This is a genomic window from Paracoccus wurundjeri, assembly GCF_030678915.1.
Classification (GTDB): Bacteria; Pseudomonadota; Alphaproteobacteria; order Rhodobacterales; family Rhodobacteraceae; genus Paracoccus; species Paracoccus onubensis_A.
The window spans coordinates 15,119-39,076 of record NZ_JAUUTZ010000036.1 but is presented as its reverse complement, the minus strand read 5'-3'; the positions used below and the strand labels follow the sequence as shown (position 1 = coordinate 39,076).

Below are 23,958 nucleotides of genomic sequence, written 5' to 3'. Positions count from 1 at the left end.
CCGTCATGAACCGTTACACCGCTCTCGGCACGCCCGTGACAATGGCCGTAGGATAAGTCTGTCCCGGGAAAGGGAAATTATACCCAAAGCACCTTTTGCGCAACAAAGCCGAATGACGATGATGATTAATTCCCGCAGCTGATCAAAAGAACTGAGAGAACCTGCCGGGCAGAAAAGCATAACAAGAGGGACAGGAGAACAGAGCTGCATCCCGATCGGGGTGCAGCCTTTCTGGATTGCCTGGGATCAAGTCAAGACCGAGTATCTGGCAGGCGATATCAAGCGATCCCGGCGCCGCGCCCGAAGTGGGATACCTGCGACTGCGGAAGTTATGAAAGCGCCCGCTCACCGGCGCAGCAAAATGTTCCTCGATTCGGAATCGGGTGGATAAGTTCGCGCGGAGGGCGACCTAAAAAGCTGCCGCCCTGCGCGCGCGAAGATCGGCAATACCGTTCCCATTCACTTCAACGGTCGCGCCGCAATGATCGCAACGGAAAAACACCCCCGCTTTCTGGTCTTCGAGATGGGTTGCAGGCATGAACGCGTTAGGTGTCTCGATCCAGCGAATAAAGCCCCGCTCAGGAAGGAATCCCAAGGCGCGATAAGCCGTCGGTGGAGCCAGTCTCCCGGGCCTGATGACCTCATCGCGCCCAACGAGCCCGTTTGCTCTGAACTTCAACCTCCTGGGAATGAAGAAATATTATCGTATGCATGTGAGCGCCTGATGAGCCTGAAGCGGTAGATGAAAGCTATCCACTTGGACCGAACCAGGAGCGCATATACCAGCCGCCCTTTCGGCTTGCCAAAACGCTTCAAAGGCAAGCGTCCGGTTTTGATCAGATCGGATATGCAGAGCGTTTTGTAGCGGTTGACACTCACGGGTTGCGTTGGCCAATAGATACGTAATAACATTACAACTTTGCTCTTCAAACCTCCGAATCTCCCACATGGCCGATGCTTGCATAACATTCTCCGATCTGACTCTTGGCTATGACAGCCATCCAGCCGTTCATCACCTTGATGGCATGGTGGAAAAGGGTGCGCTTCTGGCAATCGTCGGTGGCAACGGCTCAGGCAAATCCACGCTGATGAAGGGTATCATGGGTATGCTTCGGCCTATGGGTGGAGCGTGCATGATTGCCGCAAATACGCGTATCGCCTATTTGCCCCAGCAGTCGGAACTTGATCGGTCCTTCCCCGCTCAGGTACGGGACCTGGCCGCGCTTGGCCTTTGGCCCAAGCGTGGTCTGCTGAAACGGTATGGCGCACAAGATCGCGAAACCGTCTCAAATGCGCTCAGAAGCGTCGGACTCGAAGGTTTTGAACGGCGCCCCATCGACACACTTTCGGGCGGTCAGTTGCAAAGGGTGCTTTTTGCCCGCGTCCTGGTACAGGACGCAGAGCTGATCCTGCTTGACGAACCATTCAACGCCATCGATTCCAAAACCGTGACCGACCTCGTGGCGCTTATCAAACGCTGGCATGGAGAAGGCCGGACCGTTCTGGTTGTGGTCCACGATCTCGATCTGGTGAGGGAGAATTTTCCACAAGCCTTGCTGCTGGCACGCCGCCCCATCGCCTGGGCTACCGCCCGCGAAACCCTCGCCCCGGAAAATCTCCTGCATGCCCGCCGGCTGCACGAAGCTTGGGACGAGAATGCACCCTGGTGCGCACCCGGGAACGATGTCCATAGCCACGCGCGCGATGTTCGGCAAGAGGCGGCACAATGGCGGTTCTCCATGACCTACTCATCGCGCCCTTCGTTGAATTCGCCTTTATGCAACGTGCATTGCTGGGCACGCTGATGCTTTCGGTCAGCGCTGCCCCGGTCGGCGTCTTCCTGATGCTCAGACGGATGAGTCTGACCGGCGATGCGATGGCACATGCGATCCTGCCCGGTGCGGCGGCTGGCTTCCTGCTCTATGGCCTCAAGATCATACCGATGACCTTGGGTGGGTTGATCGCCGGTATTCTTGTCGCATTGAGTGCGGGGGCGGTTTCGCGCCTGACGGTCCAAAAAGAGGACGCCTCGATGGCCGCCTTCTATCTGATTTCGCTTGCCGTCGGCGTGATAATGGTGTCCTTGCGCGGCTCGAACATCGATCTCATGCATGTCCTGTTCGGAACTGTCCTCGCACTCGAAAATGATGCTTTGACGTTGATCGGGTTGGTCACCGGAATCACCCTTCTGGCCTTCCTGGTTTTTTGGCGCGCACTCGTTGCCGAATGCCTCGATCCGCTGTTCCTTCGCTCGGTCTCCAAACTTGGTTCGCCTGTTCACTTCGTCTTTCTTGGGCTTGTCGTCATCAACCTGGTAGCCGGGTTTCAGGCGTTGGGGACGTTGCTCTCGGTCGGGCTGATGATTTTGCCCGCGGCGGCGGCGCGCTTCTGGGCCCGGCGGGTCGAGACCATGTGCCTGCTCGCCATGGTCATTGGGGCGTTGTCTTCCATTTGTGGTCTGCTGCTCTCTTATCATGCAGCATTACCCTCCGGGCCCACCATCATTCTTTCGGCAGGTTTCGCCTATGTGGCGTCAGTCATCACGGGGCCCCGCGGGATTCTAGTGACGCGCCTGCCGAACACCGCCCACCGTACCGCCTGAAGGATTTTGCGAATGCCTCCACACTGGATAAAAAACGCCCTGACTTGCGCTGTTATAACATTCGCTTCCGCAGAGCCTGTTCTTGCGCAGACCGATCAGATTCACGTTGTCGCGACCATTTCGATCGTAGGCGATTTCGCCAATCAGGTCGGTGGCGATCGCATCGCGCTCGATACCCTCGTCGGGCCTGACGGCGATGCACATGTTTACGAGCCCAAGCCCGCCGATGCGATGGCATTGGCCCGCGCCGATGTTGTTCTTACCAACGGACTGGAACTCGAAGGCTTCATGAGCCGGCTCATCGCCGCCAGTGGCACTAAAGCCGATATCATTACGCTGACCGACCAGATCCAGACGCGCGAAGAAACCGGCGGCGGACATTATCATTTTGTCAATGGCGAAGCGATCTTTCACGCCGGCGCCCATGATCCCCATGCCTGGCAGTCCGTGGTCAACGCCAGGATTTACGTCCGCAATATCAGCGAAGCGTTCTGCAGTGCCGATACCGATGGCTGCAAAGAATACAAGGTGAATGCAGAACGCTATCTCGCCGAACTCGATATTCTCGATGCCGAGATCCGCAGCAGCATAGCAGCACTGCCGGAGACAGACCGCACGGTAGTCGTCGGGCATAGTGCCTTTGGCTATTACGAGGCAGAATACGGCATCCGGTTCCTTTCACCGCAAGGAGTTTCCACCGAATCCGAAGCATCGGCTGCTAATGTCGCGGGCCTGATCCGCCAAATGCGCGAAACCAACGCCGGTGCCATCTTTGCCGAGAATATTTCGGATTCGCGGCTGGTCGAACAAATCGCGCGCGAAGCCGGCACCGAAATCTCCGGCGTGCTCTATTCCGATGCCCTGTCCCCTCCCGATGGTCCGGCACCCGACTACCTTACCATGATGCGTCACAACACGCAGGCGATCACCTCGTCTTCGGTCGACCACTGACACGTCTACCCGGCGGATACGTCGTCGAGTTTCCAACGCGCTTCCTCTCAACACCCTCAACGGAGTAAACCATGCTGCGAAATCTTGCCTACACCACGGCCATTACCCTTATTTTATCGGGCGCTGCCCTGGCACAGGAACAAACGCACAATCACGGCCACGAGGACGTCACGCTCTATCGTGTTTTCGTCGGGGATCACGCGGAACCTCAGGTCACGGCCTTCGATCTCAGCAACCCTGACAATCGCTGGATCTTCGACACTGCCGGCCAGGCAAAGCTTTACGGCGTGGATGGAGGCTCGGCTGTCGTGGCCATTCAATCCGATGACGACGCGGTCAGCTTCTTTCACAGCGGCATCGCGTTGCATGCCCACGGCGATCACTCGGACATCGAAATCACTGATCCCGCAGCTATCGAAGGAACCCTCACAGGACCGCGGCCCTTCCACCTGATAGACCATGACGGCCAAGTGGTAATCAACTTCGATCGCGGCGGCTATGCCGAAATCGTCGATGCGCATGAATTGTCGCATGGCGAGTTGGTGACGACCCGGCTTCCCCAGTCGCGCGCGCATCACGGATATGCCGCCCCCATCGCCGATACCTGGGTAACAAGTGTTGCGTCCGACGCGCCGGTCGAAGGCGACGCAGCACCTGATCGCATCGGACTGCAGCCGGTTAATGCAGATGGCAGCCCTGCCGGCGATGTCGCCACCTGCACCGATATTCACGGCGAGGCCTTCTCGGGCACCTATCTCGCCACCGGCTGCCAGGAAGGTGTGCTCACCGTGACGAAAGGTGAGAATGGACCGGCATTCGAAATGCTCGAATACCCGGCCGATCTGCCTGGAGGGGAGAGTACCGGAACTCTGCTTGGTTCGAAGGTCATGCAGGTGTTTCTGGGCGATTACGGCGCAGATGGACTCGTAGTCATCGATCCGGCCGATGAGCCGCATTTCCGCTATATCGGGCTACCTTTCCGTCGGGTCGACTTCGTGCTCGACTCTGCCAATGCGCGCTTCGGCTATGTGCTGACCGAAGACGGCACTCTGCATCAGATCGATCTTCTGGAAGCAGAAATCACACAAAGCGCCAGGGTGACCGAACCCTATTCCATGGATGGGCATTGGAACGATCCGCGCCCCCGCCTCGCCATGGCTGGTGACGAAGTCGTCATGAGCGATCCCAATGCGGGCCTTATCCGTCGTATTTCCACCGAAACACTGGATGAAACGGGTACCGTCGAGGTCGACGGCACACCCTACAATATCGTGGTTACCGGCGGCAGCGGTATCGTTCACGGCGCCGAAAGCGAAGATCACGATCATGAACATAGCCATGAACACGAACACAGCCACGACCATGGCGATGATCAGATTTATCAGGGCTACTTCGAAGACGATCAGGTTGAAGCGCGCGCGCTGTCGGACTGGGCCGGAGACTGGCAGTCGGTCTTTCCGTATCTTGAAGATGGGACGCTCGACCCGGTCATGGAACACAAGGCGAAACACGGCGATATGAGCGTTGACGAGTACAAGGATTATTACGAAATCGGCTATCGGACCGACATCGAGCGTATTGTGATCGAAGGCGATACCGTCACTTTCTATGAGAACGGCAAGCCGCTTGAGGCCCGTTATGCCAGAGACGATTATGAGATCCTGACTTACGAGGCAGGCAATCGTGGCGTGCGCTTCATCTTTGAAAAGGTCGAAGGTGACGACGACGCCCCGCAATATATCCAGTTCAGCGATCACAGGGTCGCGCCGGCGGCGGCTGACCATTATCACCTCTATTGGGGCGAGGATCGTGCCGCCTTGCTTGAGGAAGTGACCAACTGGCCCACCTATTATCCGGCCTCGTTGAGCGCCGATGAGATCGTGCATGATATGATCGCGCATTAAGCACCCTCGCCCTCCGTTAAGTCTGTGCCCGGCGGAATGCCGGGCGCTTTCGTCTCCGCGCAGTCTCTCTCGGAAGATCAAATGCCCCGTAGGCATGGAAGCCATGCCGGTTGTTGGATAGCCGCGCAAAAGGATGCTCTCACCTGAACCGGGATATGGTAGAATTCCATTCTGTTCCTGGAGGAAACGATATGCGATTCTTCATGGCCTTTTCGATTTCCACCACCCTGACAATCTCCGCTCCTATGGGATGAAGCGCACCGCCTGACGACGGCTTCTGCGAAGCGCTGGCCAGGGTGGCAGAACCGAACCTTCGTGGTGAAGATGTCAAACAAGCTTTGGGTTTCGGATTTAACCTATGTCTCAGGCAGGCAAGGGATGGTCTGCGCCGCATTCGTGATCGACATCTACGCCCGCAAGATCGTCTGCTTGCGTGTTTCCGACCAGCCTTGCGCTGGATGTCCTGAGCCAGGCTATCTGCCAAAGGGTACCATCAGAAGCAGGCAGGCTGATCCATCGCAGTGATCGGGGTAGCCAGTACCTGTCGATCAAATACATGGAACGGCTGGCCGAAGCCGGGATCGAGACCTCGGTCGGCAGTGCCGGGGATGCCTATGATAATTCGCTCAGGCGCGCGGCACTTCCTTCGAGCGGGCGAAGGTCACGAGACGGGACATCTCGTCATCCTCAAGAACCAGCCCGAATGTGTCGGCAAGTATTACTGGCAACTCCTCGGCGCGCACGATACGGCTCTTAGACGGTTCGTTGGGTCGCCGCGTGGTCAATGACAGATCGACCAGAGACGACCTTAACGCACCATTCCGCTGAATTACGAGCTGATCGATGAACGGTGATCGCGGATGATGTGACGCGATGAAATTCTGATCTTCGAAATCCGCCTGAAAAAAGGGGGTTTCGGCGAAACTATAGACATCGAACCACCCATCGGAACGAAGATGCCTCAGCATCCATCCTGAATAGGCGTTCCCGGCAAAAACCCGGTCCATGCGGTAGATCCAGCCGGCGTGCTGAACCTCAACACCATCCGACAGCGGAACAGGCTCAAGCGGCCCCAGGTCCCCGACCCCAACATCGGCGAGCCAGGATGTACCCTCTACATCGACCTTAAGCAAGGCATGGCCTGTTGAATAGGCGACAGGTGATTGCTGTTGGCTACCCATCGGTCCTCGGGCGCTGAGGCGGGTCACCTTGAACGCCAACCGCTCAAGAACCGCCGCGAACAAGAGGTTCTGCTCGAAGCAATAGCCGCCCCGCCGACGCTGCACGAGCTTGCTTTCGATGTCGGCGAGACCGACCTTGATCTTGCGCCCGAGCAGCAGATCAAGGTTCTCGAAGGGGATTGTCAGAAGATGGGCGCGATGGAGGCGCCGCAGCACCTCCACGCTCGGGCGGAGAACGCCCGTATAGCCGATGCGGCGAAGATAAGCTTTGAGATCAATCCGCGAGACGTCGCGGCCCGGCTCTTGCGGATCGTAGTCCATCCGCAAACCTGCCCATCCCGCGCCCGCTCCTGTCGTAATCTCTGTGGCCATCAGTGCCTCCGTCGAACGCAATGCCTCTTGTCATGGCTTGATGCCACAGTTTCATGATCTACGGGACTGACAAAAGATGGATCATCATGATCTATCCGATTGGATGGATAGTAGGGCGGCTCACATGGGACGAGCCGCCCCACCATCATGCGACAGAGCCGCCAGCAAAGCCTTACGGCAGGCTGCGCCCGCCGGACCCAAAGGCCGGTCAACGCGATGGGCGAGATAAGTCTGCACTGTGGATTCCCCACCCTCGGCGAAGGCGGCAACGGGAAGGCGCACCAGATCGCCCTCGCGCAGCTCGCGTTGGATCATCCAGAGCGGCAGACTGCCCCATCGACCCCCGACAGGATCAGCGTCTTCTTGGTGATATTGTCCGCTACCCGCCAGCGTGACGGCGACACCACGCCATAATCGCGCTTGCCCGTGAGCGCGGACGGGTCCTCGCCCACGATCTGAATATGATCGGCAAGCATGCTCGTGCCGAGCGGCCTGTCCGCCTGCGCGAGCGGATGATGTGCCGCAGCGACAGCGGCCCGCCTGACCGTCGTCAACGATTCCAGTTCGATCGCCGGATTGATGAGGTCGGTGCCACTGATCGCCAGATCGCACCTGTCTTCCAGCAACGCCTCGAACGACGCTCCCAGAGGCGTCGAAAGGATACGGAAAGCAACCGAAGGACAGCTTTCACGAAACGCGTTGAGCGCCCGCCCCAGAACCGGCAAGGGGAATTGCGGATCAAGTGCTATGGTGATCTCCAGTTCTACACCCCGGCCCAGACCGCGCGCCCGTGCGCGCATCGCATCGACCTTGATCAGCAGCGCCCGGACATCAGCTAGCAGCGACAGACCGGCAGCGGTAAGCTGTGGCCTGTGACCGGAGCGGTCGAACAGTTCCACCTCAAGCTGCACCTCCAGATTGCCGATCGCATGGCTGATCGCCGACTGCACGCGCGACAATCGCATCGCCGCTGCGCGGAAGCTGCCGGTTTCGGCGACGGTCACAAAAACGCGCATCTGGTCTAGCGTCAGGCCGTCCAGCATGTTCGATTCCTTAGATCATTTCTTGCAAATTTGTAGCATTCTTTTGCACATGCTCAATGGCCGATATTGCTTCCAAACGCCCGATCCCGCGCCAGGAAACGTCATGCCGGAAGTCGCTCAGCTTCTGTGGCGCGACGCGGGCATGGACACCCCAGAGCGACAGGCCGCAAGCAGCTGATCATCGTCGGCCTGTGGGAACAGCAACTCTCAACACGCCGGTTCCGAGCACCGAGGGCTAAGCGGAACCGGAATGAGGAGGCGAAGCCTTACAAATGCTCGGCATTGATAAATGCCTCGTCATTCCGGTTTTGCTGGCAAGGCTTCGTGTTTCCCGGAATGGAAGCACTGAACACAGAAACTGCGCGGGCCAACCCCGGTTGACCTTTGCTATGCTTTGCAGGACCTGTCGCTCACTTGCCGGCACCTTGGTTGGGATCGTGTTTTTTGCCAAAGCCGCTATACCGATGGCAACATCCACCAGATACAAGTGATCATCGGGTTCCAAAGCGAGCTGAATAATTGCGCTCTACGATCAGATTTGGGAAGCGCCGCGCGATTTCCGAGCTGATCGCAACGTTTCCATGCAGACGCTGAAGGTGGCATGTCAGCCCCCTGAGAACATTTTGCTGATGCTCGTACCGCTGGAACTGACGGGCCCAGGCCCGGAACAGGTAGTTGGACAGATTTCGACCAGTTTCAGGCGTCATGGCCGCAAACATCTGCTCTGCTGCCGAACAAAGTTGTCTGACTTTCGGAGGAGCAAACAAAAGCCCGAAAATGACCTGATTTACCGGCACGATATTATGCAGTTCAACGACAGCATTATAAGCAGCGCCACGTTTCTCTCCGGCCATCAGGGCGAATATCTTGAGAATCAACAGATGGATGTGGAACCGTGAGGCCTGCTCGACCATTTCAATCGACTTGTCATAGAGAGCTACGGCCGTATCCATTTCGCCTCTGCTGGCGGCGATCTGCCCCTTCATAGCGAACGCCGCGGCAAAGTCCGTGCCGTTGCGGAACGCCTCCTCCGTCAGCCGTCCGGCAAGATCGAGATAGCCGCGGTCGATGAAGCGCAGCAGCTTGGCAATCGCCAGCAGTTGCTGCGGATCGCCATGCGCGTCAGGCAACGCCCTCAGCGCAAGATTTTCGATCGCTGTTTCCAGCGTTTCCCATTCATCATCGCTCAGCGGCGCTTGTTGGATCCCGCCAAGACTCTGGATCAGTCTTGCATAATGGTTAAGCGCAAGCATTACCAAAAGCTTCGGGTCGGTATTTTCCGTTTCGTGGATCCGATGCAGATGAGCTACAGCTTCGCACCAGTTGGTCATTTGGTCGGACTTCATCACGGCGGCGTCCGCCCCGGTGTCAAGCAGCGTCGCGTGGCGCCACAGGGCACTGGCTATCGCCTGTGCCAATCTGTCGATATGGTTCGAACTGTCTTCCTGCGGCCAGGCGCTGCGGAAGCTTTCGATAAGCTGATGCGAACGTCCATCGTGCAACACCAGCGCCAGCTGAATGCAGCCTTCGTCCATATGTATGCTGACCTCGAGCGTGAAGTCGAGATTGTCGCCGCGCAGCGGATCGGGGCGCCACTCGGGACAACTCAGGACTGTCTGCTGTCCGCCAGTAGCAGCCTTGACGGCTAAAGCGAGCCGATGCGGGAAATCGCTGACAGCGCTCTGTTCCTCGTTCCATCCGAAAATTGGGCCGATGAGCAGGAAGGCCGAGAGAGGCTTGGCCTTGACCGGATCGGCGATCCAGACATAGCCGTTACCGTATTGAGTGGCAATGAAGCGGGAATTTCGGGCGGTATCGCCGAGCCGCTTGCGGAGCCGGTTGACGAGATAGTCGATATTGCGTTCGGACATCGTGCTGGTCTTCCCACCAAGCGCCTCAAGCAGTTCCGCACGCGTAATCAGCATGTGAGGATGACGTACGAGGCACAACAGCAGCATGTGTTCCTGTCGGGAAAAACGAATGATCGCGCCGTCTTCACGTTTCGCCGTCAGCATATCGGATTCGAAGAAGAGATCGTAATAACAAGTCAAGGTGCCCCCACTGTTATTGGTTTTATAAAGTGATTTTTCATTCCGGTTTTGAAGAAAAATCAACAATTCCTTACGATGCGGTCTCCTCTCTGCCCGTCAACAAGACATTCGTGAGCTTGCCGGAGCAGATGGTCTGATTGTTGCCGATGGACCCCGCTTACAAGATTTACCTATCGATGCGATTGCAGCGTCCATCCTGCCGTAGGAGTTATCCTACGGCAGGTCAGCTTGTTTTCCTACTGTTGTCCACGACAGAACTGCGCTACCTGTTCGTCGCTGAAAGCGGTTCCGCTACGCTTCCGTGCAACAAGCTGCCCATCTTCATTGCGTGAACATGTCACGAAATCCGAGATGGACGCAGTCGATTGCCTTTCTGTAAAGTTTGATGCGGTTCTTTGCTCACGCTGCATGCGTTGGGCGGCGCGGCGTTCAGAAGAAGAACAGATGCTGTTGGAAGGAATGCTCCCAACCTGACGAAGAGCCGCACATGCGCCTGGATCCCTTCGGGCAATCATGATCAACGCCGCCTGGCCCTGCCCCATCTGGGCAAGTAAGCAGGCCTCGTCGACTTGTGTGAGTCCGCCTGATGCGCCGCCACCGATAATAGAGATGCCAATACTTCCTCCAAGGCCACACGGATGGCCAGAGCCCATGGATGGCGGCTGGATCGCCGGAGCGGAGCGCACTTTATAGGAACCGCTATATTCATGCTGGGATCTCGTCGTTGCGTGGCCGCGCTGGTCCAGATAGATCTGTGCGTTGGAACTGCCGCTTGACGCCGAAGCAGTTGCCGAACTTTCGACATGCGCAGAACTCGAAGAACTGGATGTCGAGTTGCTGGTTGTGGTTTGAGCGTCGGCCGATAACGCCCAGATTGCCGATGCAGCTACGAAAGATAAGGCAGCGCAGATGGCAGGTTTGATATGTATGTTAGTACTATTCATGATTTATTCCTCCCCCCCGAACGCAGAGGTGGTGATGAAGGCCGGAGTTGGCACGTTCGGACACCTACCCCGGCCAACTTAAGCCCAATCGTGCAGGCTTAAGCCGTGACACCAGCTATCAGAACATGGTGCCGAAGCCGCCGAAGGCACCGGACGTGCTTCCGTTCGAACCGGTATATCCGCCCGTGGCCGTAGCCCCGCCGAAGCCGACCGATCTGGAGGCAGAGGTATTATTCACGCCGCCTGTTGCGGTGGTGGCCGAGCCAGATCCTGAAACAGCCCCACCCAGACCAATGTTCGTAAAGCCACCAGCGATACCAGTCGAATTCAGACCCATTGTCGTCGTATTGGATGCTGACGACACGCCGCCGAATGTGCCTGCTCCGGAATCGCCGCCGAAGGAAGCCCCACTTTCGGAACCTGACCAGGAACCCGTTCCCAGGATCGTATCAGCCGAAGCAACGCCCACGGTCAGAAATGCCGCCGAAGCGGCAATAATAATCTTTTTCATGTTTTGATCTCCCTTTCTGGAAGTGACCCTCTGTCACCTCACGGAAATATTATTAGCAATAATCCGCCTATCTAGCAATTAAAATTAGCGAGTATTCGCTTATTAAAAAAGACAAATTTTATCAATAAGATAAAAGATATTTCTATTCTATATTACAAAAATAATTAGCAGAAATTAATAACCTGAAGATCGAATCATTATACGAATGAAATTCCAACGGTTTCCAAGTTGATAACACATCGATATTTTTGATAACTCAACTTATTGGCGAATCTTGCATCAAATTTATTAATAAAAAATTACTCCCCTTAATCGTAAATCAAATATTAATAATAATATTTCAATATCTACAACAGGGGTCAATATACCCAAGTTATGCAATCAAATGTTACAGAGTTAAAATTCAAATTATCACTCAGAGAAAAATCCAATATCCGCTAAATCAAATATTTGACGGAAACTTGCAAGGTTTTCTTGGAAATTATTGTGCAGTTTCCACTAAATCAAATATTTTACGCAAGATTATCGCATTTCAGGGAATTATGCACCTGACCGCAGTTCGAGGCATATTCCGAATCAGTGAACTGAACACGAACGACGGGATCGCCCATAGATCATGTTGAGAAATGGCGGATCCATAGCCTGACGCGGGCTAGGTCGACGAAAGCCAGGAAGCTTTCTGTGGCTTTGTCGTGGCGGGTTGCCAGTCTGCCGCTGTTCTTAAGTTTGTTGAAACAGCGCTCGACCATGTTGCGCAGGGTGTAGACTGTCATGTCGACGGCCTTGCGCATCTTTCGGTTCTTGCGCACCGGGATCATCGGCAGGGCATTACGGCTTTCAATGCCTTCTCGAATTTCATCAAAATCATCCCCCCTGTCGGCGACCAGAACGGCGGGCTGCGGCAAGTTGCTGGCCATCACCAGATCCTAGCCGGTGCAGTCGGAATCCTGCCCCGGCGTGATCTTGGTCCTCATCGGGAGACCAGCACCATTGACGCAAAGATGGATCTTGGTCGTGAACCCACCTTTAGAATGGCCGTTCATCGTCGGATATCAGGCCGCGTGCCAAGCTCATCTCTCACATAGAGATGCGCTTGAAGCACGCCCGGCACCGAAACGGAATCCTTTTTGTCAACACGCCCTAGATTACGGAAGTTTTTACCGGGATCGATTTCCATGACCGATACCTTCATTGCTATCTCCCTTTTCTTCAACGCCATAAGGACCCTTATGAGCGTCGAAGGCAGGCCATCCCCAATCAGGAAGATACGTGCGCTGTTACACAAATGGCTGCTCCAATAAGACACAAGCACCGTTCAAGCCACTTCATGCCTCTGACAACAGCCTTATGCGTTCAACGGACCATCTGCCTTTGTTCGCCCAGCCCCCAAATTGACAGCTCCATCACATTCCCGGCTTTCAGGAAAACCGGCGGCTTCATCCCCATCCCCACCCCGGGAGGGGTACCGGTCGTGATCACGTCTCCGGGCTGCAATTCGATGAACCTGCTGATATAAGACACCAGAAAAGAGACACCAAAGATCATCGTCTTTGTTGATCCTGACTGCATCGTCCTGCCGTCTACTTTCAGTTCCATCGCCAGATTGCCGATATCATCCAGTTCGTCGCGCGTGACCAGCCAGGGTCCAAGTGGTCCAAAGGTTGGCGCACTTTTGCCTTTCAGCCATTGGCCCGTTCCCTCCAGCTGCCATGTGCGTTCCGAAATGTCATTACAGATGCAAAAACCCGCAATATGCTGCATCGCATCGCTTTCTTCCACATTCCATGCGCGCTTTCCGATTACGAATGCGAGCTCGATTTCCCAATCGAGCCCTGACGAGGCCGGAGGTATGATCACATCGTCACAAGGGCCGACAATACAATTGGGCGCTTTGGAAAACAGGATCGGCTCAGAGGGAAGCGGCATCCCCGATTCCGCTGCATGATCGGCATAATTGAGTCCCACAGCGATAAAATTGACCGGTATTGCAACGCAGGCGCCAATACGCTGCCCTTGGCCGACAAGCGGTAACTTGGCAATGTCGGCGCTACGGATGCGATGCAGATTGTCATCGTCCAGCCACTCTCCCCCGATATCGGGCACAATTCCCGAAAGATCGCGAATATTACCCTCGCTGTCGAGAAGCCCGGGCTTTTCCGATCCCGATGCGCCATATCTGAGAAGTTTCACAGTCTGTCCTTTCGTATTTCGGGCCGGGCGTAAGCTCGGCTTCCGTGGTCTGCGATAAAGGGTGACATGTCAAACATCACCTTGCCGCGCACCATGGGCAGGCATGCGGCGGGAAAATCCTGAACGAACGTCATACCGTCACGTTCTGCCCGGTCAATAAACTCGTCCAGATATGCCATGGCGCCGGTCGTGATGTCGTGCAGCACGATCAACGGGTGATCGATTGTGCGACACATCTGCATCGCAGTTTCAACCCATTGCGCAGGCTGCTCCCAATCCCGCGGAACGACATTCCACAGAACACAGGTAAACCCTTCCTTCTGCAGATAGTCGCGAGCGTTCCGATCAAGAAGATCTGCGTTGAGATTGCCTCCACCGCCAAAGGGGCGGAAGAATTTCATCTCATGTGCCAGCCCTCCGATCAAATCCTGCGTACGCCCGATTTCCAGAGCGGTCACCCCTTCATGCTGACTGCGTCCCAGTGGTACAAGATGATTGAAGGTATGATTGCCGATCCAATGCCCTTCAGCATGGGCGCGCTGGGCAAGCGCCAGCCGTTCAGGATCGCGAAGCTTGTCTCCGACCACGAAGAAGGATGCCTTTACTCCCTTCTGTGCCAGCACGTCCAGCACTGCGGGAGTAACCTCAGGATCGGGCCCGTTGTCGAACGAGAGCGTTATCTTTTTCATATATGTTGCTCTGAATGATTATGGAAATGTCTTTGCCGGGACGTTCTTCTTCCAGCCGGTGAACCGCCGCTCGGCAAATTGCACCAACAGATCGAAGAGGATTGCGAGCATCAGCACGAGCAGAATAGCCGCGAAGACCCGCGGACTGTCGAGCATGGTCCTGTAACGAGAGATGAGAAACCCGATCCCGGCGGTGGATGTCAGCATTTCCGAAACCACCACACCAACGATCACCAGCGCACCGCCAATGCGGAGCGACGACAGAACCGTTGGCATGGTCGCCGGAAGCAGCACATAGCGGATCTGCTGCACAGGCGAAGCACCCATGCTTCGGGCAGTCATCATCAAGCTGCGATCAATGGTCTGAATACCTGCGGCGGCACCCAGAAGCGTCGGAAGAAATCCATAGACGCTGGCAAAAACCACTTTCGATTGCATCCCGATTCCGAACCAAGCCGTGAAAAGTGGATAGAGCACCACCAGTGGGATAGCGTAAGCTGAAGAAACCACTGGCAATAGCAGCCGGCGCAGACGCGTTGAGGACCCCAACAGCATCCCGCAAAGGATCCCTCCGCCGCAAGCGAAGAACAGAGCCGCACCGACCTCCTGAAGTGTCACCAGCAGATGCTGCCAGTAAACCGAGAACTCGCTGAATAATGCTGCGGCCGTCAGCGTGAGCGGGGGAAGAAATAGTGACGGGATGACTCCCAGGCGCGGCAGCAATTCCCAGCACGCCAACAGGATCAGAACGATGATTCGCCGCGTTGTTTTCGCTGTGGGGCAAACCATCTCAGGCCGTCCTGATTTGTTCCCAGATCCGGTTGCGGATCTGAATGAACTCTGCTGACGATGTCAGCTCGAATGTGCGCGGGCGCGGCAAATCGATATCGATACGGTCGATAATCCGGCCCGGCCGCGCCGATAGCACCAGCACATGATCCGAAAGATAGATCGCCTCGGTCAGACTATGCGTGACGAAAACCACTGTCTTCCCGGTACGTTCCCAAATCCTTAGCAATTCATCACCCATGACCATGCGGGTCTGCTCGTCAAGCGCAGCGAATGGCTCGTCCATCATCAGAACATCGGGATCCTGAACAATGCCGCGCGCGATGGAAACGCGTTGTCGCATACCGCCTGAAAGCTCGTGTGGATAGCGGTCACCGAATTCGTCCAGACCAACCAGCTCCAGTGCGTCTCGCGCTTTTGTCTCGCGCTCCTTCACGGACATGTTGCGGATCATCAGCGGGAATTCCACATTCTTGCGCGCTGTCAGCCACGGAAAAAGATTGGCTTCCTGGAAAACCACCCCGATCCGCGCAGGATCCGGACCGGCAACGGGCCGACCGGCGACGCGAAGCTCGCCCGAAGTGCTTTGCGCCAGCCCCACCAACAGCATCAGAAGCGAAGATTTTCCGCAGCCGCTTGGCCCCACGACTGAGACAAATTTTCCAGCAGGAATGGTAAAGGAAATATTGTCGAGAGCGTGGGTGGTGCGTTCGCCGCTGCGGTGGATCTGGGTCAGGTTCTCGACCTGAACCGTACCTCTCGCGGAAACAGTTGTCATTGTGGTCATCTCCAATGCTCCAACCTAGTTTCCAGTGCTCGGACAACCTCATTGAACAAGATGGCCAGAACAGAAACGATGAGAATGCCGGCGAGCAGACGATCGATCATGAAGTTCTGCCCCCACAATCCCATCTGATTGCCCACGCCGGAACGAGATGCATACATTTCGGCAAGAAGAATCCCGGTGAAATTGAAGATCATCGCAAGGCGCACCGCCTCAAGCAGAACCGGGGCCATGCTCGGAGCATATACGCTTCGCAATGTCTGGATGAAGGACGCCCCCATCGCCCGGGCGACCATCAGATGTTCGCGTTTGACCGATTCCACCGCCGCAAACGCCGTCATCATCATGATGAAGATGGCCGAGAACACACCGAAGGCAACTTTCTGGCCAAAGCCAATACCGAACGCCAGGATGAACATCGGTAGAAAGATCGATTTCGGAATACTGAAAACGAAGAAGACGAGTGGTTTCAGCACTTCACTGGCATAGGGGCGTTCGGCAATCAGCAGGCCAAGGATGGCGCCTACCGGAACCGCGATGATGAACGCTGCCATGGTCTGCGCGATGGTGGTCCAGAGATGCGCGCGGAAAGCCGCCGTCTCCAACAGCGAGAGGGCCGTGCCGATAACCGTCGAAGCAGCAGGAAGCAGCCTGGGATCAACCATCCCGGTTCGGGAACCCAGCTCCCAAACCGCCAGGAAGCCGACGACCAATGCAGACCTGACGACCCAGTCTGGAATTGCGAACAGCGCCAAGGATCAGAACTCCGTCGGAATTGGCTGGATGCCGGTATCAACGATGTCTTCGGCTGGGGCGAGATCGGTCATACCGCCAATGACGGCCAGATCGTTCGCCAATTGTGCCCCTTCAACCGTCATGGCACCATCGGCCGACAGTCTGCTGAACTGCTCACGGTATTCGCGTTCAGCGGTCACACGGTCAATCTGGTTCAGTTCCATGAGAAGCGCGACGGCCTCTTCCTCATTCGCCTGCAACCAGGCTACACCGCCATAGATCGCATTCAGTGTCCGCTGGAGAACATCAGGGCTGGTTTCGATGAAAGCATCCGATGCCGCCCAACCGGAATTCAGATGCGGTGGAATTTCTCTGCCGTAATCGATCAGGCTGCGCCCTTGCCCCTGTTCCATCACCTGAAAGCTCAGCGGTGAGAAAACAACAGCTGCATCCACATTCCCCGACAACAAATTAGGCACCAGCCCGCCGCCGCCAAGGGGTACAGGATTGAATGTGACCCCCTTCTCATGCAGCGTCCATTGAGCGAGAAAATCAGACAGGCTGCCGGCTGCTGTAATTCCCACATTGGCACCTTCCAGTTCCGAAACGTCATTGATCGTACTGTCCTCTGGAACAATCAGATGCCAGCCGTAATTCGCATCCGAGCCCTGAGCGACCATGCGCGCGTTCACGCCACGCATGCGGCCGGTCGCAACAATCGAAGGCTGAATAGAGATAACATCCGCCGCATCAGCGGCAAGTGCGGTGAACGTCTCTCCGCCGCTCTGGTAGACTGTCAGTTCCGCCGCGAGCCCTTCTTTCTCGAACAGGCCTTGCCGTTCGGCGGTTTCCGCAACCACGGTTGGCCACCAGGCCTGAGTCGCCAGCCCGATGCGAACCGCGTCCTGCGCGAACGCCGCGACAGCCACCATTGAAAGTGAGGCGGCCACAAGCGAAGTTGTCGCCCACATCCTAATAGCGGGAATTCTGTAACCTTGCATTTTTTCCTCCCCTGATAACCATTCTTCAGATCTGCGTCGCTGTCAGCAGAGCCATGATTTCGGCACGGTCAAGCACATCGCCGTATTTCAGATCGACATCGATCAAAGCCTGTTCGTGCGCATCACGATGCCTGTCGGCAACCGCCTCCCTGCAGATCACCGCTTTATAGCCGTATTGGCAGGCGTCGACGGCCGTGGCACGAACACAGCCGCTTGTACTGCATCCGGCGAGGACCACCGTATCGACCCTCGACTTTTGCAACAGATCATGCAGTTCGGTGCCGAAAAATGCGCTGGCATACTGTTTCGCAATGATCGGGTCAGTCGGCAATCGCTCCAGCCTTTCGTCCTGCGCAGCATCTGCACTTCCTGCGAAAAGCGTGGAAACACCGGCAATCTTGTAGCTCCAGTTCGAAGTGGCAGCCTCTTCTGCAGTTTCGTATTCAATAGTCGTATAGATCACCGGATGACCCACATGCCGGAAAGCGCGGGTCAGATAATTCGTCTCAGCGATTTCCTCGGACACGTCTGAACCAAGCTGATGTGTCGGAGTGGTGAAGGCAGAAACAAAATCTACTATGACCAGAGCGGGGGCCCTTCCGAAGCCGCTCCGTCCAGCGAAACCACGCTTGTTCAATTCGTCAAGCGTCAAGCTTTCCGACATCAATCCCTCCCCAAACCCGTCTTCCACTCAAGACTATGAACAGCTTGACCATGGAAACAATGTGTTGTTATGAGAAATAGCTTTTTCCACAATGGAAACAAATATGGAGCGCCCGAGCTTTCCTCTCGATGAAGCTTCCATCCGATCACTGCGGGTCTTCGTCGCTGTAACCGATACGGAAAACTTCTCCGAAGTGGCCCGGCAGATGCGAATATCGGTCTCCAGCGTAAGCAAGCAGATCGCTGCTCTCGAAGAAGCTCTCGGGACGGCGCTTCTCTATCGAACCACACGCCGCGTTACCGTGACTGAAGAAGGAAAACGATTTCAGGAACGCTGCATCGCGATCCTGAACGAGATCGATACAGCCGTTGCAACGGGCACCGGTGACAGGCATAAAATCACCGGACATATCCGCATCAGCGCCCCTCCGTCGGTGACATCTGCGATTCTCAGCCCTCAGGTCTCAGGTTTCATGCGTCGATATCCCGAGATCACCCTCGACTTCTTCGTGACAAGCGCGCTTCCGGATATCGTCAGACATCGGATCGATGCCGCGATTGTACTGCGGGAATGGCCAGGAGTGAAAATGGCCTCGCGGAAACTCGGCAGCATGAACCGTGTGCTTTGCGCGTCCCCCGCCTATCTTGCAGAACATGGAACCCCTTTGCGCCTCGCTGAATTGTCACAGCACAATTGCATCCAAAGCCTTTTATCCGGCGATCCCGAGCCATGGATCGCCATCACGAAAGGAAAGCGGCGAAATATCGCAGTCGGTACTGTTCTGTGCTCGGATAACGGCGACTTCATCCGACAGGCTTGCATCTCTGGTGTCGGGATCGCCAATCTGTATGAATTCCATGCGAAAGCCGATCTCGAGGCGGGACGTCTGGTCAGGCTTATGCCGGAAAAAGATCTTGAAAAGGTTGGGCTTTATGCCATCTTCCCTCATAAAGATCTGGTAAGTGGCGGAACGCTCGCCTTTCTGGATTTTATGCAGATGAGATTACCCGGGAATAGCTAACACACAAGGTATGCGCTTATCGCGTCACGACGATTAAACAAATGAGCCGTTGGGCAATCTGTAAACAATACTATACTTGCGTCTGCAACTTAATAAGCGACGTAGGAAATACTTCATCACGTCCATTCGAAGATTGCTTGACCGTTTACCCAGCAGTTCGGATATTTCTTTGGTACAGATGGGTATCGATACACTCATGTAAAGGAAGTGCAATTTCAATAACTTATGAGACCTATCGGCACTAACGACTCAGGCCGATTTCTCATGACAGAACGATGGCAATCGTTGTGATCTGCCCAGTTCCAGTGCGGAAAGCAAGTAACAAAATTCTCAGACACCCACTTCTCGAATGCCGCCGGTTTCATCCCGCCGACGATCAATTTTCATAACCTGTCTGGCAACAACACGGCATCGCATTTTGTTCGACATGCCTGCCGCCAATCCGGGACCGATCCATTTTGACTGGTTCCGGCCCGGCTCTGCCATCACGAGCCGTTCCTACGGGTTCCGAAGCAGCATGGTCACGTCGGCGGCATGCGGATCGCAAGGCTCGTCCATATCTGCCGGCACGGCAACGAAACTCTCTGCTATTCCAAGGTCGCGCAATTGCCACGGCACACCACCGCCATATTGGATATGACCTTTCCCCATGATACCAATGGCCAGCCGGTCCAGGTGCTGCGTCACGGAATCCGTCAGACGGGTTGCAAAAGCCCTATCCCGGACTTCCTGCGCCGCCACGAAACTGTCGAATGCGGGGTCATCCGGGGCTTTCGCCTTGCGATCCGGTCGGCTTCCGCCGGTCAGATCGAAGATGAAGCGACGGTAGGCCATGGGCGAGACGGCCGGGCGGGTCAGCCCCTCTTTCAGGTCATCCGATGTGCCGCCCCAGCCCGATGAGCCAACCGAACGCACCAGTTCTCTTTTGACGTTCAGCCCGATCATGGGGATCTGCATGTCCCGGCAGAAATGAAACAGCGGCATATAAAGTTCGGCCGGGAATCCCCAGACGCTGGCCCAGTCCACACGCGACAGGAATTCTTCTTCGGTCAGGTCACAGCGACCCATTCGGCCAATATCGGACTGGCACGGGCGGGGAACATCTCGAAACCCATCGTGATCGGGCGCAGGCTGGCCAAAGCCGCCGCGACATGCAACTGCCAGCGATGGTGCCCGGCCCGGTCGTGACGTTCACCCAATAAGACCACGCGTGCCGCCGATGCGCGTTTTATCACGGTCGGGCAATCCAGGGTTTCACCCCGCTGATCCAGCCAGCGCACCCCGTTCATTGAAAGCAATCCGCAACGATATCGAATACAATAAGTCCGCCCATCCGCGGCAATAACAGCAGCACGGATTGCAGTTTTGTATCGGCAAGCGTGTCACGGGCCGGAATGTGGATGGCTTCTGCTGTCATGCTGTCTCCCTCTGATCCTCGGTCCCGCCCAGATCCAGGATCCGCTCTGCGACGAGACCCGACGGTTTACGATGCGCGGTGATGATGATGGCGGTTTGCGGCAGCTCCTGCCGCAGCCAGCGCAATAGATCAAGCTCGACTGCGGCATCCAGTGCGGCAGTCGCTTCGTCAAGGATAAGCCAGTCGGGGCGGTTGAGGATTGCACGGGCAAGGCCGACACGCTGCCTTTCACCCATCGACAGCCCGCTCACGCCACTCGCGGTGACAAGCCGGTGACTCCACCCGCACGGCGGATCACGCCTGAGCCCGCGCAATCCCGTGGGCCTCAGGGCGTTCGGGATAACTGACGGCGGTCGGCAAGTCGTCATCCATGACCGGCGCGCCCGCAGGAAGGAACAGGAAACGCCCCGACGATCGCGAAGAAAACACCGATCTGGCGCAGAGCCTCGGCGCCATCCATGTTTTCCAACGCGTCGTAGAAAGCCTTGTTCCCTTGTTCCATGCGATCATGCGAACCGATAGCCAGACGCCCAGAAAACCAAGCGCAAGAACCAGAATGAACAGCGCAAATGCCGACCAGCGGCCGGAACCCGAAGTGGCGATGCCCGCCAGTCTTCCGGCCCGGCCGAGGATTATTCCGAAAGCCCCCCTCACCGATGCGTCAGAACTTGTAATCAAGCGACGCAGTAAAGGCGCGGCCCGCCCCGGTCTGCAACTCGATCGGGTTCGAATTGGCGACTGCGCTCGACGTCACCCTGTCATAGGTCGCGGCAGAGGCTTCGAAATAACGCTTGTCGAACAGATTTCTGACACCAAGGCTCAGCACCGCATTCTCTGCGAACTCCCACCGGGCGAAAGCGTCGATGACACCATAGCCGGCCGGTTTGAACTTGTCTTCGGATTCGACATATTTAACCGAAGACGCAAAGAGTCCGACAAGATCGACCGTCAGGCCCGGCTGAGGCGTATCCCAGCTTATCGCGATCGTCCCGCTTAGTGGCGGCACCCTGGTCGGGGTCTTGGCAGCATCCGGACCGGTACGCTGATTGCCTTTCTGCCATGCGGCCGATGCCGTCAGACGCAGGGTATCGCTAATCTCGTAGCGGCCTTCCAGCTCCAGCCACCAGATATGCACCGATGACAGATTGCGATAGGTGTAATCGGAGGTTCCCGGCGGGTTGTAGAATTCCTCGATGAAGTTGTCGTAATCGGCACTGAAGGCGGTAATGCCGAAAAATCCGCGTTCCGTTTCACGGCGCAGCCCGGCCTCGATGCTTTTGACTTTCTCGGGCTCAAGATCCGGTGCAGGGATCAGGTCGAAGAACGCGTCCGGCACGGAAGTATAAAGCTGCTGCGCGGTCGGCATCTTGAAACCTTCGCCGTAATGCCCCCAGATTTGCCAGCCGTCGCCGAAACGATACAATGCGCCAAGGCTTTTCAGCAGGGTTTCATCCTCGCGCATACGCGGCTCTTCGGCATGAACGCGATCCTGCTGTCCTGGCGGGATACGGGCTTCGCCTCGGACGCGGTGCCGGGCAGATTCGTGCTGATCCTGCTTTATGTAAGGCCCGATTGATCAGTTGATCGGTGCTTTGCCGGTCATCCACCGCGCTCAGATCGCCTTCGGCCGGATCGCTGACCTGTCCCAGCGTTTCCGGACCGCAGAGCCGGTTCTTCTGGAGCCGCGGCAGAGACACGCCTCCGCCTTCACCGGACAGATCTCGCTGCGCGGTGCATCCTATCAGTTCATGGAGGATAGAACGGGCAACGGCTTCACCCTCGGACCCGTGGCTCTGGAGATCCCGCAAGACCGGATCACCTTCATCACCGGCGATAACGGATCAGGCAAGATTACTTTGCTGAAGCTTCTACTGGGCCTTTACCTGCCGCAGAATGGAACGCTGGAGCTGGACGGCACGCCGGTGAGCGATGCGAATCGAGACGATTATCGCCAGCTCTTCGCCTCAGTCCTGTCGGATTTTCATCTGTTCCGGCAGGTCACCAGCAACATGACCGAGGTACAGGCCCGGCATGCAATCGCGCTTCTGGACATTCTTGGACTGTCCGGCAAGGTCTCGATCCGGGATGGTGCCTTCAGCACGACCGATCTTTCGACCGGCCAGCGCAAGCGGCTTGCCTTCATTCAGGCCTGCGTGACAGGCAGGCCGCTTCTGGTCTTCGACGAATGAGCCGCCGATCAGGATCCGGCCATCCGTCATTTATTCTACACCCGGCTGCTGCCCGATCTGCGCCGCGACGGGCAGACCCTGATCGTCATTTCCCACGACGACCGCTATTTCCACATCGCCGACCAGCGGCTGCATATGTCCGCAGGCCGCATCGTAACCACGGAACATGTGGATGCAACCCGACAGGAAGGCCTGTAGGCATGAATGCCCATCGGAACCCGGCCACGCTGGACGACACCCTCCCTGCCTTTGCCATCGAGGAAATGTCCTTCTCGATCGGCAAGCCCCGTCTGCTGCACCCACTGACGATCAATCTGCCCGCAAAAGGCGTCATCGGGCTGATCGGGCATAACGGATCGGGAAAACCCACCCTCGTGAAAATCCTCGCGGGCCAGCAGGAGCCAAGCTCGGGAAAGCTGCGCTTCATGAACCGACCGCTTGCTGAATGGGGCAATCGGGAATTCGCGCGCGAACTGGCCTATCTGCCGCAGCAGCTTTCCTCGGCCGCCGGTCTTCGGGTCCACGAACCGGTGTCGGTCGGGCGCTATCCCTGGCACGGCGCGCTTGGCCGCTTCACCGGCGAAGATCGCAGACAGGTCGAGGCGGCGATGAATCTGACCGGCGTCGCCGGATTGGCGGATCGTCTGGTGGACACTTTGTCCGGAGGAGAACGGCAGCGGGTTTGGCTGGCGATGCTAGTGGCGCAGCAGGCGAAATGCCTGCTTCTGGACGAACCCGTTGCGACGAGGTCATTGCCCTGCGCGGCGGACGCATGATCGCACGAGGCTCACCCGCAGAGATCATTCAGCCACTTCTGCTGAAGCGGATTTTCGGAGTAGAGATGGATGTGCTTGCTCTTCGCGAAACGGGCCAGTTGCTGACATATCCGCGCTAGAGGGAAACCCATACAACACTGATCG

27 protein-coding genes and 3 pseudogenes are annotated in these 23,958 nt (G+C 56.6%); 9 read left to right on the top strand and 21 right to left on the bottom strand.

The genetic code is table 11. The features are described from left to right. The first annotated feature begins 947 nt into the window (after positions 1-947). The 5 genes and pseudogenes from aztA to Q0601_RS22575 all read left to right on the top strand — a co-directional run. Positions 948-1,805 (top strand): zinc ABC transporter ATP-binding protein AztA, encoded by an 858-nt coding sequence (gene aztA, locus Q0601_RS22595; protein WP_305292228.1) that lies wholly within the window; start codon positions 948-950, stop codon positions 1,803-1,805. Continuing rightward, the gene (aztB, locus tag Q0601_RS22590; protein WP_305292227.1) at positions 1,727-2,602 is read left to right on the top strand and encodes a zinc ABC transporter permease AztB; all 876 of its coding nucleotides are present in this window, start codon (positions 1,727-1,729) and stop codon (positions 2,600-2,602) included. Before aztA ends, aztB begins: the two co-directional genes overlap by 79 nt. A gap of 12 nt (positions 2,603-2,614) precedes the next feature. Continuing rightward, on the top strand, positions 2,615-3,553 hold the full coding sequence (gene aztC, locus Q0601_RS22585) for a zinc ABC transporter substrate-binding protein AztC (RefSeq protein ID WP_305292226.1): 939 nt from the start codon (positions 2,615-2,617) through the stop codon (positions 3,551-3,553). Between the two features lie 1,175 nt (positions 3,554-4,728). Then, complete coding sequence (locus Q0601_RS22580) at positions 4,729-5,457, top strand: metal-binding protein ZinT (protein WP_370656174.1); 729 nt, start codon at positions 4,729-4,731, stop codon at positions 5,455-5,457. A gap of 303 nt (positions 5,458-5,760) precedes the next feature. Beyond that, positions 5,761-6,085, top strand: a pseudogene (locus Q0601_RS22575) (DDE-type integrase/transposase/recombinase); the annotation flags it as partial. Here the strand turns inward: Q0601_RS22575 and Q0601_RS22570 are convergent. The 15 genes and pseudogenes from Q0601_RS22570 to Q0601_RS22500 form a co-directional block, all read right to left on the bottom strand. After that, positions 6,084-6,959 (bottom strand): arylamine N-acetyltransferase family protein, encoded by an 876-nt coding sequence (locus Q0601_RS22570; RefSeq protein ID WP_305292231.1) that lies wholly within the window; start codon positions 6,957-6,959, stop codon positions 6,084-6,086. The pseudogene Q0601_RS22575 and the gene Q0601_RS22570 sit on opposite strands and share 2 nt — an antisense overlap. A gap of 171 nt (positions 6,960-7,130) precedes the next feature. After that, complete coding sequence (locus tag Q0601_RS22565) at positions 7,131-7,325, bottom strand: hypothetical protein (protein ID WP_305292225.1); 195 nt, start codon at positions 7,323-7,325, stop codon at positions 7,131-7,133. After that, positions 7,322-8,053, bottom strand: a complete 732-nt coding sequence (locus Q0601_RS22560; RefSeq protein WP_305292224.1) for a LysR family transcriptional regulator — start codon at positions 8,051-8,053, stop codon at positions 7,322-7,324. The genes Q0601_RS22565 and Q0601_RS22560 overlap by 4 nt, the downstream gene beginning before the upstream one ends. 491 nt (positions 8,054-8,544) lie before the next feature. Continuing rightward, the gene (locus Q0601_RS22555; protein ID WP_305292223.1) at positions 8,545-10,167 is read right to left on the bottom strand and encodes a winged helix-turn-helix domain-containing protein; all 1,623 of its coding nucleotides are present in this window, start codon (positions 10,165-10,167) and stop codon (positions 8,545-8,547) included. A gap of 173 nt (positions 10,168-10,340) precedes the next feature. Next, complete coding sequence (locus Q0601_RS22550; RefSeq protein WP_305292222.1) at positions 10,341-11,048, bottom strand: hypothetical protein; 708 nt, start codon at positions 11,046-11,048, stop codon at positions 10,341-10,343. Positions 11,049-11,166: 118 nt separating this feature from the next. Beyond that, positions 11,167-11,559, bottom strand: a complete 393-nt coding sequence (locus tag Q0601_RS22545) for a hypothetical protein (protein ID WP_305292221.1) — start codon at positions 11,557-11,559, stop codon at positions 11,167-11,169. A gap of 614 nt (positions 11,560-12,173) precedes the next feature. Then, positions 12,174-12,596, bottom strand: a pseudogene (locus Q0601_RS22540) (IS5 family transposase); the annotation flags it as partial. A 2-nt stretch (positions 12,597-12,598) separates the two neighbouring features. Beyond that, positions 12,599-12,751: a hypothetical protein gene (locus Q0601_RS22535; RefSeq protein WP_305292220.1), complete on the bottom strand. Its 153-nt coding sequence runs from the start codon at positions 12,749-12,751 to the stop codon at positions 12,599-12,601. 161 nt (positions 12,752-12,912) lie between these two features. Continuing rightward, positions 12,913-13,749 carry a fumarylacetoacetate hydrolase family protein gene (locus Q0601_RS22530; RefSeq protein WP_305292219.1) on the bottom strand — a complete coding sequence of 279 codons (837 nt, stop codon included), beginning with the start codon at positions 13,747-13,749 and terminating at the stop codon, positions 12,913-12,915. Then, complete coding sequence (locus Q0601_RS22525; protein WP_305292218.1) at positions 13,746-14,438, bottom strand: polysaccharide deacetylase family protein; 693 nt, start codon at positions 14,436-14,438, stop codon at positions 13,746-13,748. Before Q0601_RS22525 ends, Q0601_RS22530 begins: the two co-directional genes overlap by 4 nt. 18 nt (positions 14,439-14,456) lie before the next feature. After that, a complete protein-coding gene (locus Q0601_RS22520) occupies positions 14,457-15,227 on the bottom strand; it encodes an ABC transporter permease (RefSeq protein ID WP_305292217.1) in 771 nt (256 codons plus the stop codon). Between the two features lies 1 nt (position 15,228). Further along, on the bottom strand, positions 15,229-16,005 hold the full coding sequence (locus tag Q0601_RS22515) for an ABC transporter ATP-binding protein (protein ID WP_305292216.1): 777 nt from the start codon (positions 16,003-16,005) through the stop codon (positions 15,229-15,231). A 5-nt stretch (positions 16,006-16,010) separates the two neighbouring features. Beyond that, a complete protein-coding gene (locus Q0601_RS22510; RefSeq protein ID WP_305292215.1) occupies positions 16,011-16,766 on the bottom strand; it encodes an ABC transporter permease in 756 nt (251 codons plus the stop codon). 3 nt (positions 16,767-16,769) lie between these two features. Then, positions 16,770-17,747 (bottom strand): ABC transporter substrate-binding protein, encoded by a 978-nt coding sequence (locus Q0601_RS22505; protein ID WP_305292214.1) that lies wholly within the window; start codon positions 17,745-17,747, stop codon positions 16,770-16,772. Between the two features lie 25 nt (positions 17,748-17,772). Further along, positions 17,773-18,411, bottom strand: a complete 639-nt coding sequence (locus Q0601_RS22500) for an isochorismatase family protein (RefSeq protein ID WP_305292213.1) — start codon at positions 18,409-18,411, stop codon at positions 17,773-17,775. A gap of 91 nt (positions 18,412-18,502) precedes the next feature. Here Q0601_RS22500 and Q0601_RS22490 point away from each other — a divergent pair, with 91 nt between their 5' ends. After that, complete coding sequence (locus Q0601_RS22490; RefSeq protein WP_370656173.1) at positions 18,503-19,432, top strand: LysR family transcriptional regulator; 930 nt, start codon at positions 18,503-18,505, stop codon at positions 19,430-19,432. A 498-nt stretch (positions 19,433-19,930) separates the two neighbouring features. On the opposite strand, the pseudogene Q0601_RS22485 reads toward Q0601_RS22490, so the two are convergent. From Q0601_RS22485 to Q0601_RS22465, 5 genes and pseudogenes are all read right to left on the bottom strand, one after another. Next, positions 19,931-20,721: pseudogene (locus tag Q0601_RS22485) on the bottom strand (ChaN family lipoprotein). Continuing rightward, positions 20,718-20,849 (bottom strand): hypothetical protein, encoded by a 132-nt coding sequence (locus Q0601_RS22480; RefSeq protein WP_305292212.1) that lies wholly within the window; start codon positions 20,847-20,849, stop codon positions 20,718-20,720. Before Q0601_RS22480 ends, Q0601_RS22485 begins: the two are co-directional and overlap by 4 nt. Next, the gene (locus Q0601_RS22475; protein WP_305292211.1) at positions 20,846-21,217 is read right to left on the bottom strand and encodes an ATP-binding cassette domain-containing protein; all 372 of its coding nucleotides are present in this window, start codon (positions 21,215-21,217) and stop codon (positions 20,846-20,848) included. Before Q0601_RS22475 ends, Q0601_RS22480 begins: the two co-directional genes overlap by 4 nt. Next, on the bottom strand, positions 21,144-21,503 hold the full coding sequence (locus Q0601_RS22470) for a hypothetical protein (protein WP_305292233.1): 360 nt from the start codon (positions 21,501-21,503) through the stop codon (positions 21,144-21,146). Before Q0601_RS22470 ends, Q0601_RS22475 begins: the two co-directional genes overlap by 74 nt. Before the next feature lie 7 nt (positions 21,504-21,510). After that, positions 21,511-22,311 carry a TonB-dependent receptor domain-containing protein gene (locus Q0601_RS22465; RefSeq protein ID WP_305292210.1) on the bottom strand — a complete coding sequence of 267 codons (801 nt, stop codon included), beginning with the start codon at positions 22,309-22,311 and terminating at the stop codon, positions 21,511-21,513. A gap of 118 nt (positions 22,312-22,429) precedes the next feature. Here Q0601_RS22465 and Q0601_RS22460 point away from each other — a divergent pair, with 118 nt between their 5' ends. Continuing rightward, positions 22,430-23,038, top strand: a complete 609-nt coding sequence (locus tag Q0601_RS22460; RefSeq protein WP_305292209.1) for an ATP-binding cassette domain-containing protein — start codon at positions 22,430-22,432, stop codon at positions 23,036-23,038. Between the two features lie 30 nt (positions 23,039-23,068). Here Q0601_RS22460 and Q0601_RS22455 read toward each other — a convergent pair whose 3' ends face one another. Then, positions 23,069-23,206 carry a hypothetical protein gene (locus tag Q0601_RS22455; RefSeq protein WP_305292208.1) on the bottom strand — a complete coding sequence of 46 codons (138 nt, stop codon included), beginning with the start codon at positions 23,204-23,206 and terminating at the stop codon, positions 23,069-23,071. A gap of 32 nt (positions 23,207-23,238) precedes the next feature. On the opposite strand from Q0601_RS22455, the gene Q0601_RS22450 reads away from it, so the two are divergent. Beyond that, positions 23,239-23,814 (top strand): ATP-binding cassette domain-containing protein, encoded by a 576-nt coding sequence (locus Q0601_RS22450; protein ID WP_305292207.1) that lies wholly within the window; start codon positions 23,239-23,241, stop codon positions 23,812-23,814. Further along, complete coding sequence (locus Q0601_RS22445) at positions 23,811-23,933, top strand: hypothetical protein (protein ID WP_305292206.1); 123 nt, start codon at positions 23,811-23,813, stop codon at positions 23,931-23,933. Before Q0601_RS22450 ends, Q0601_RS22445 begins: the two co-directional genes overlap by 4 nt. Positions 23,934-23,958: the final 25 nt, after the last annotated feature.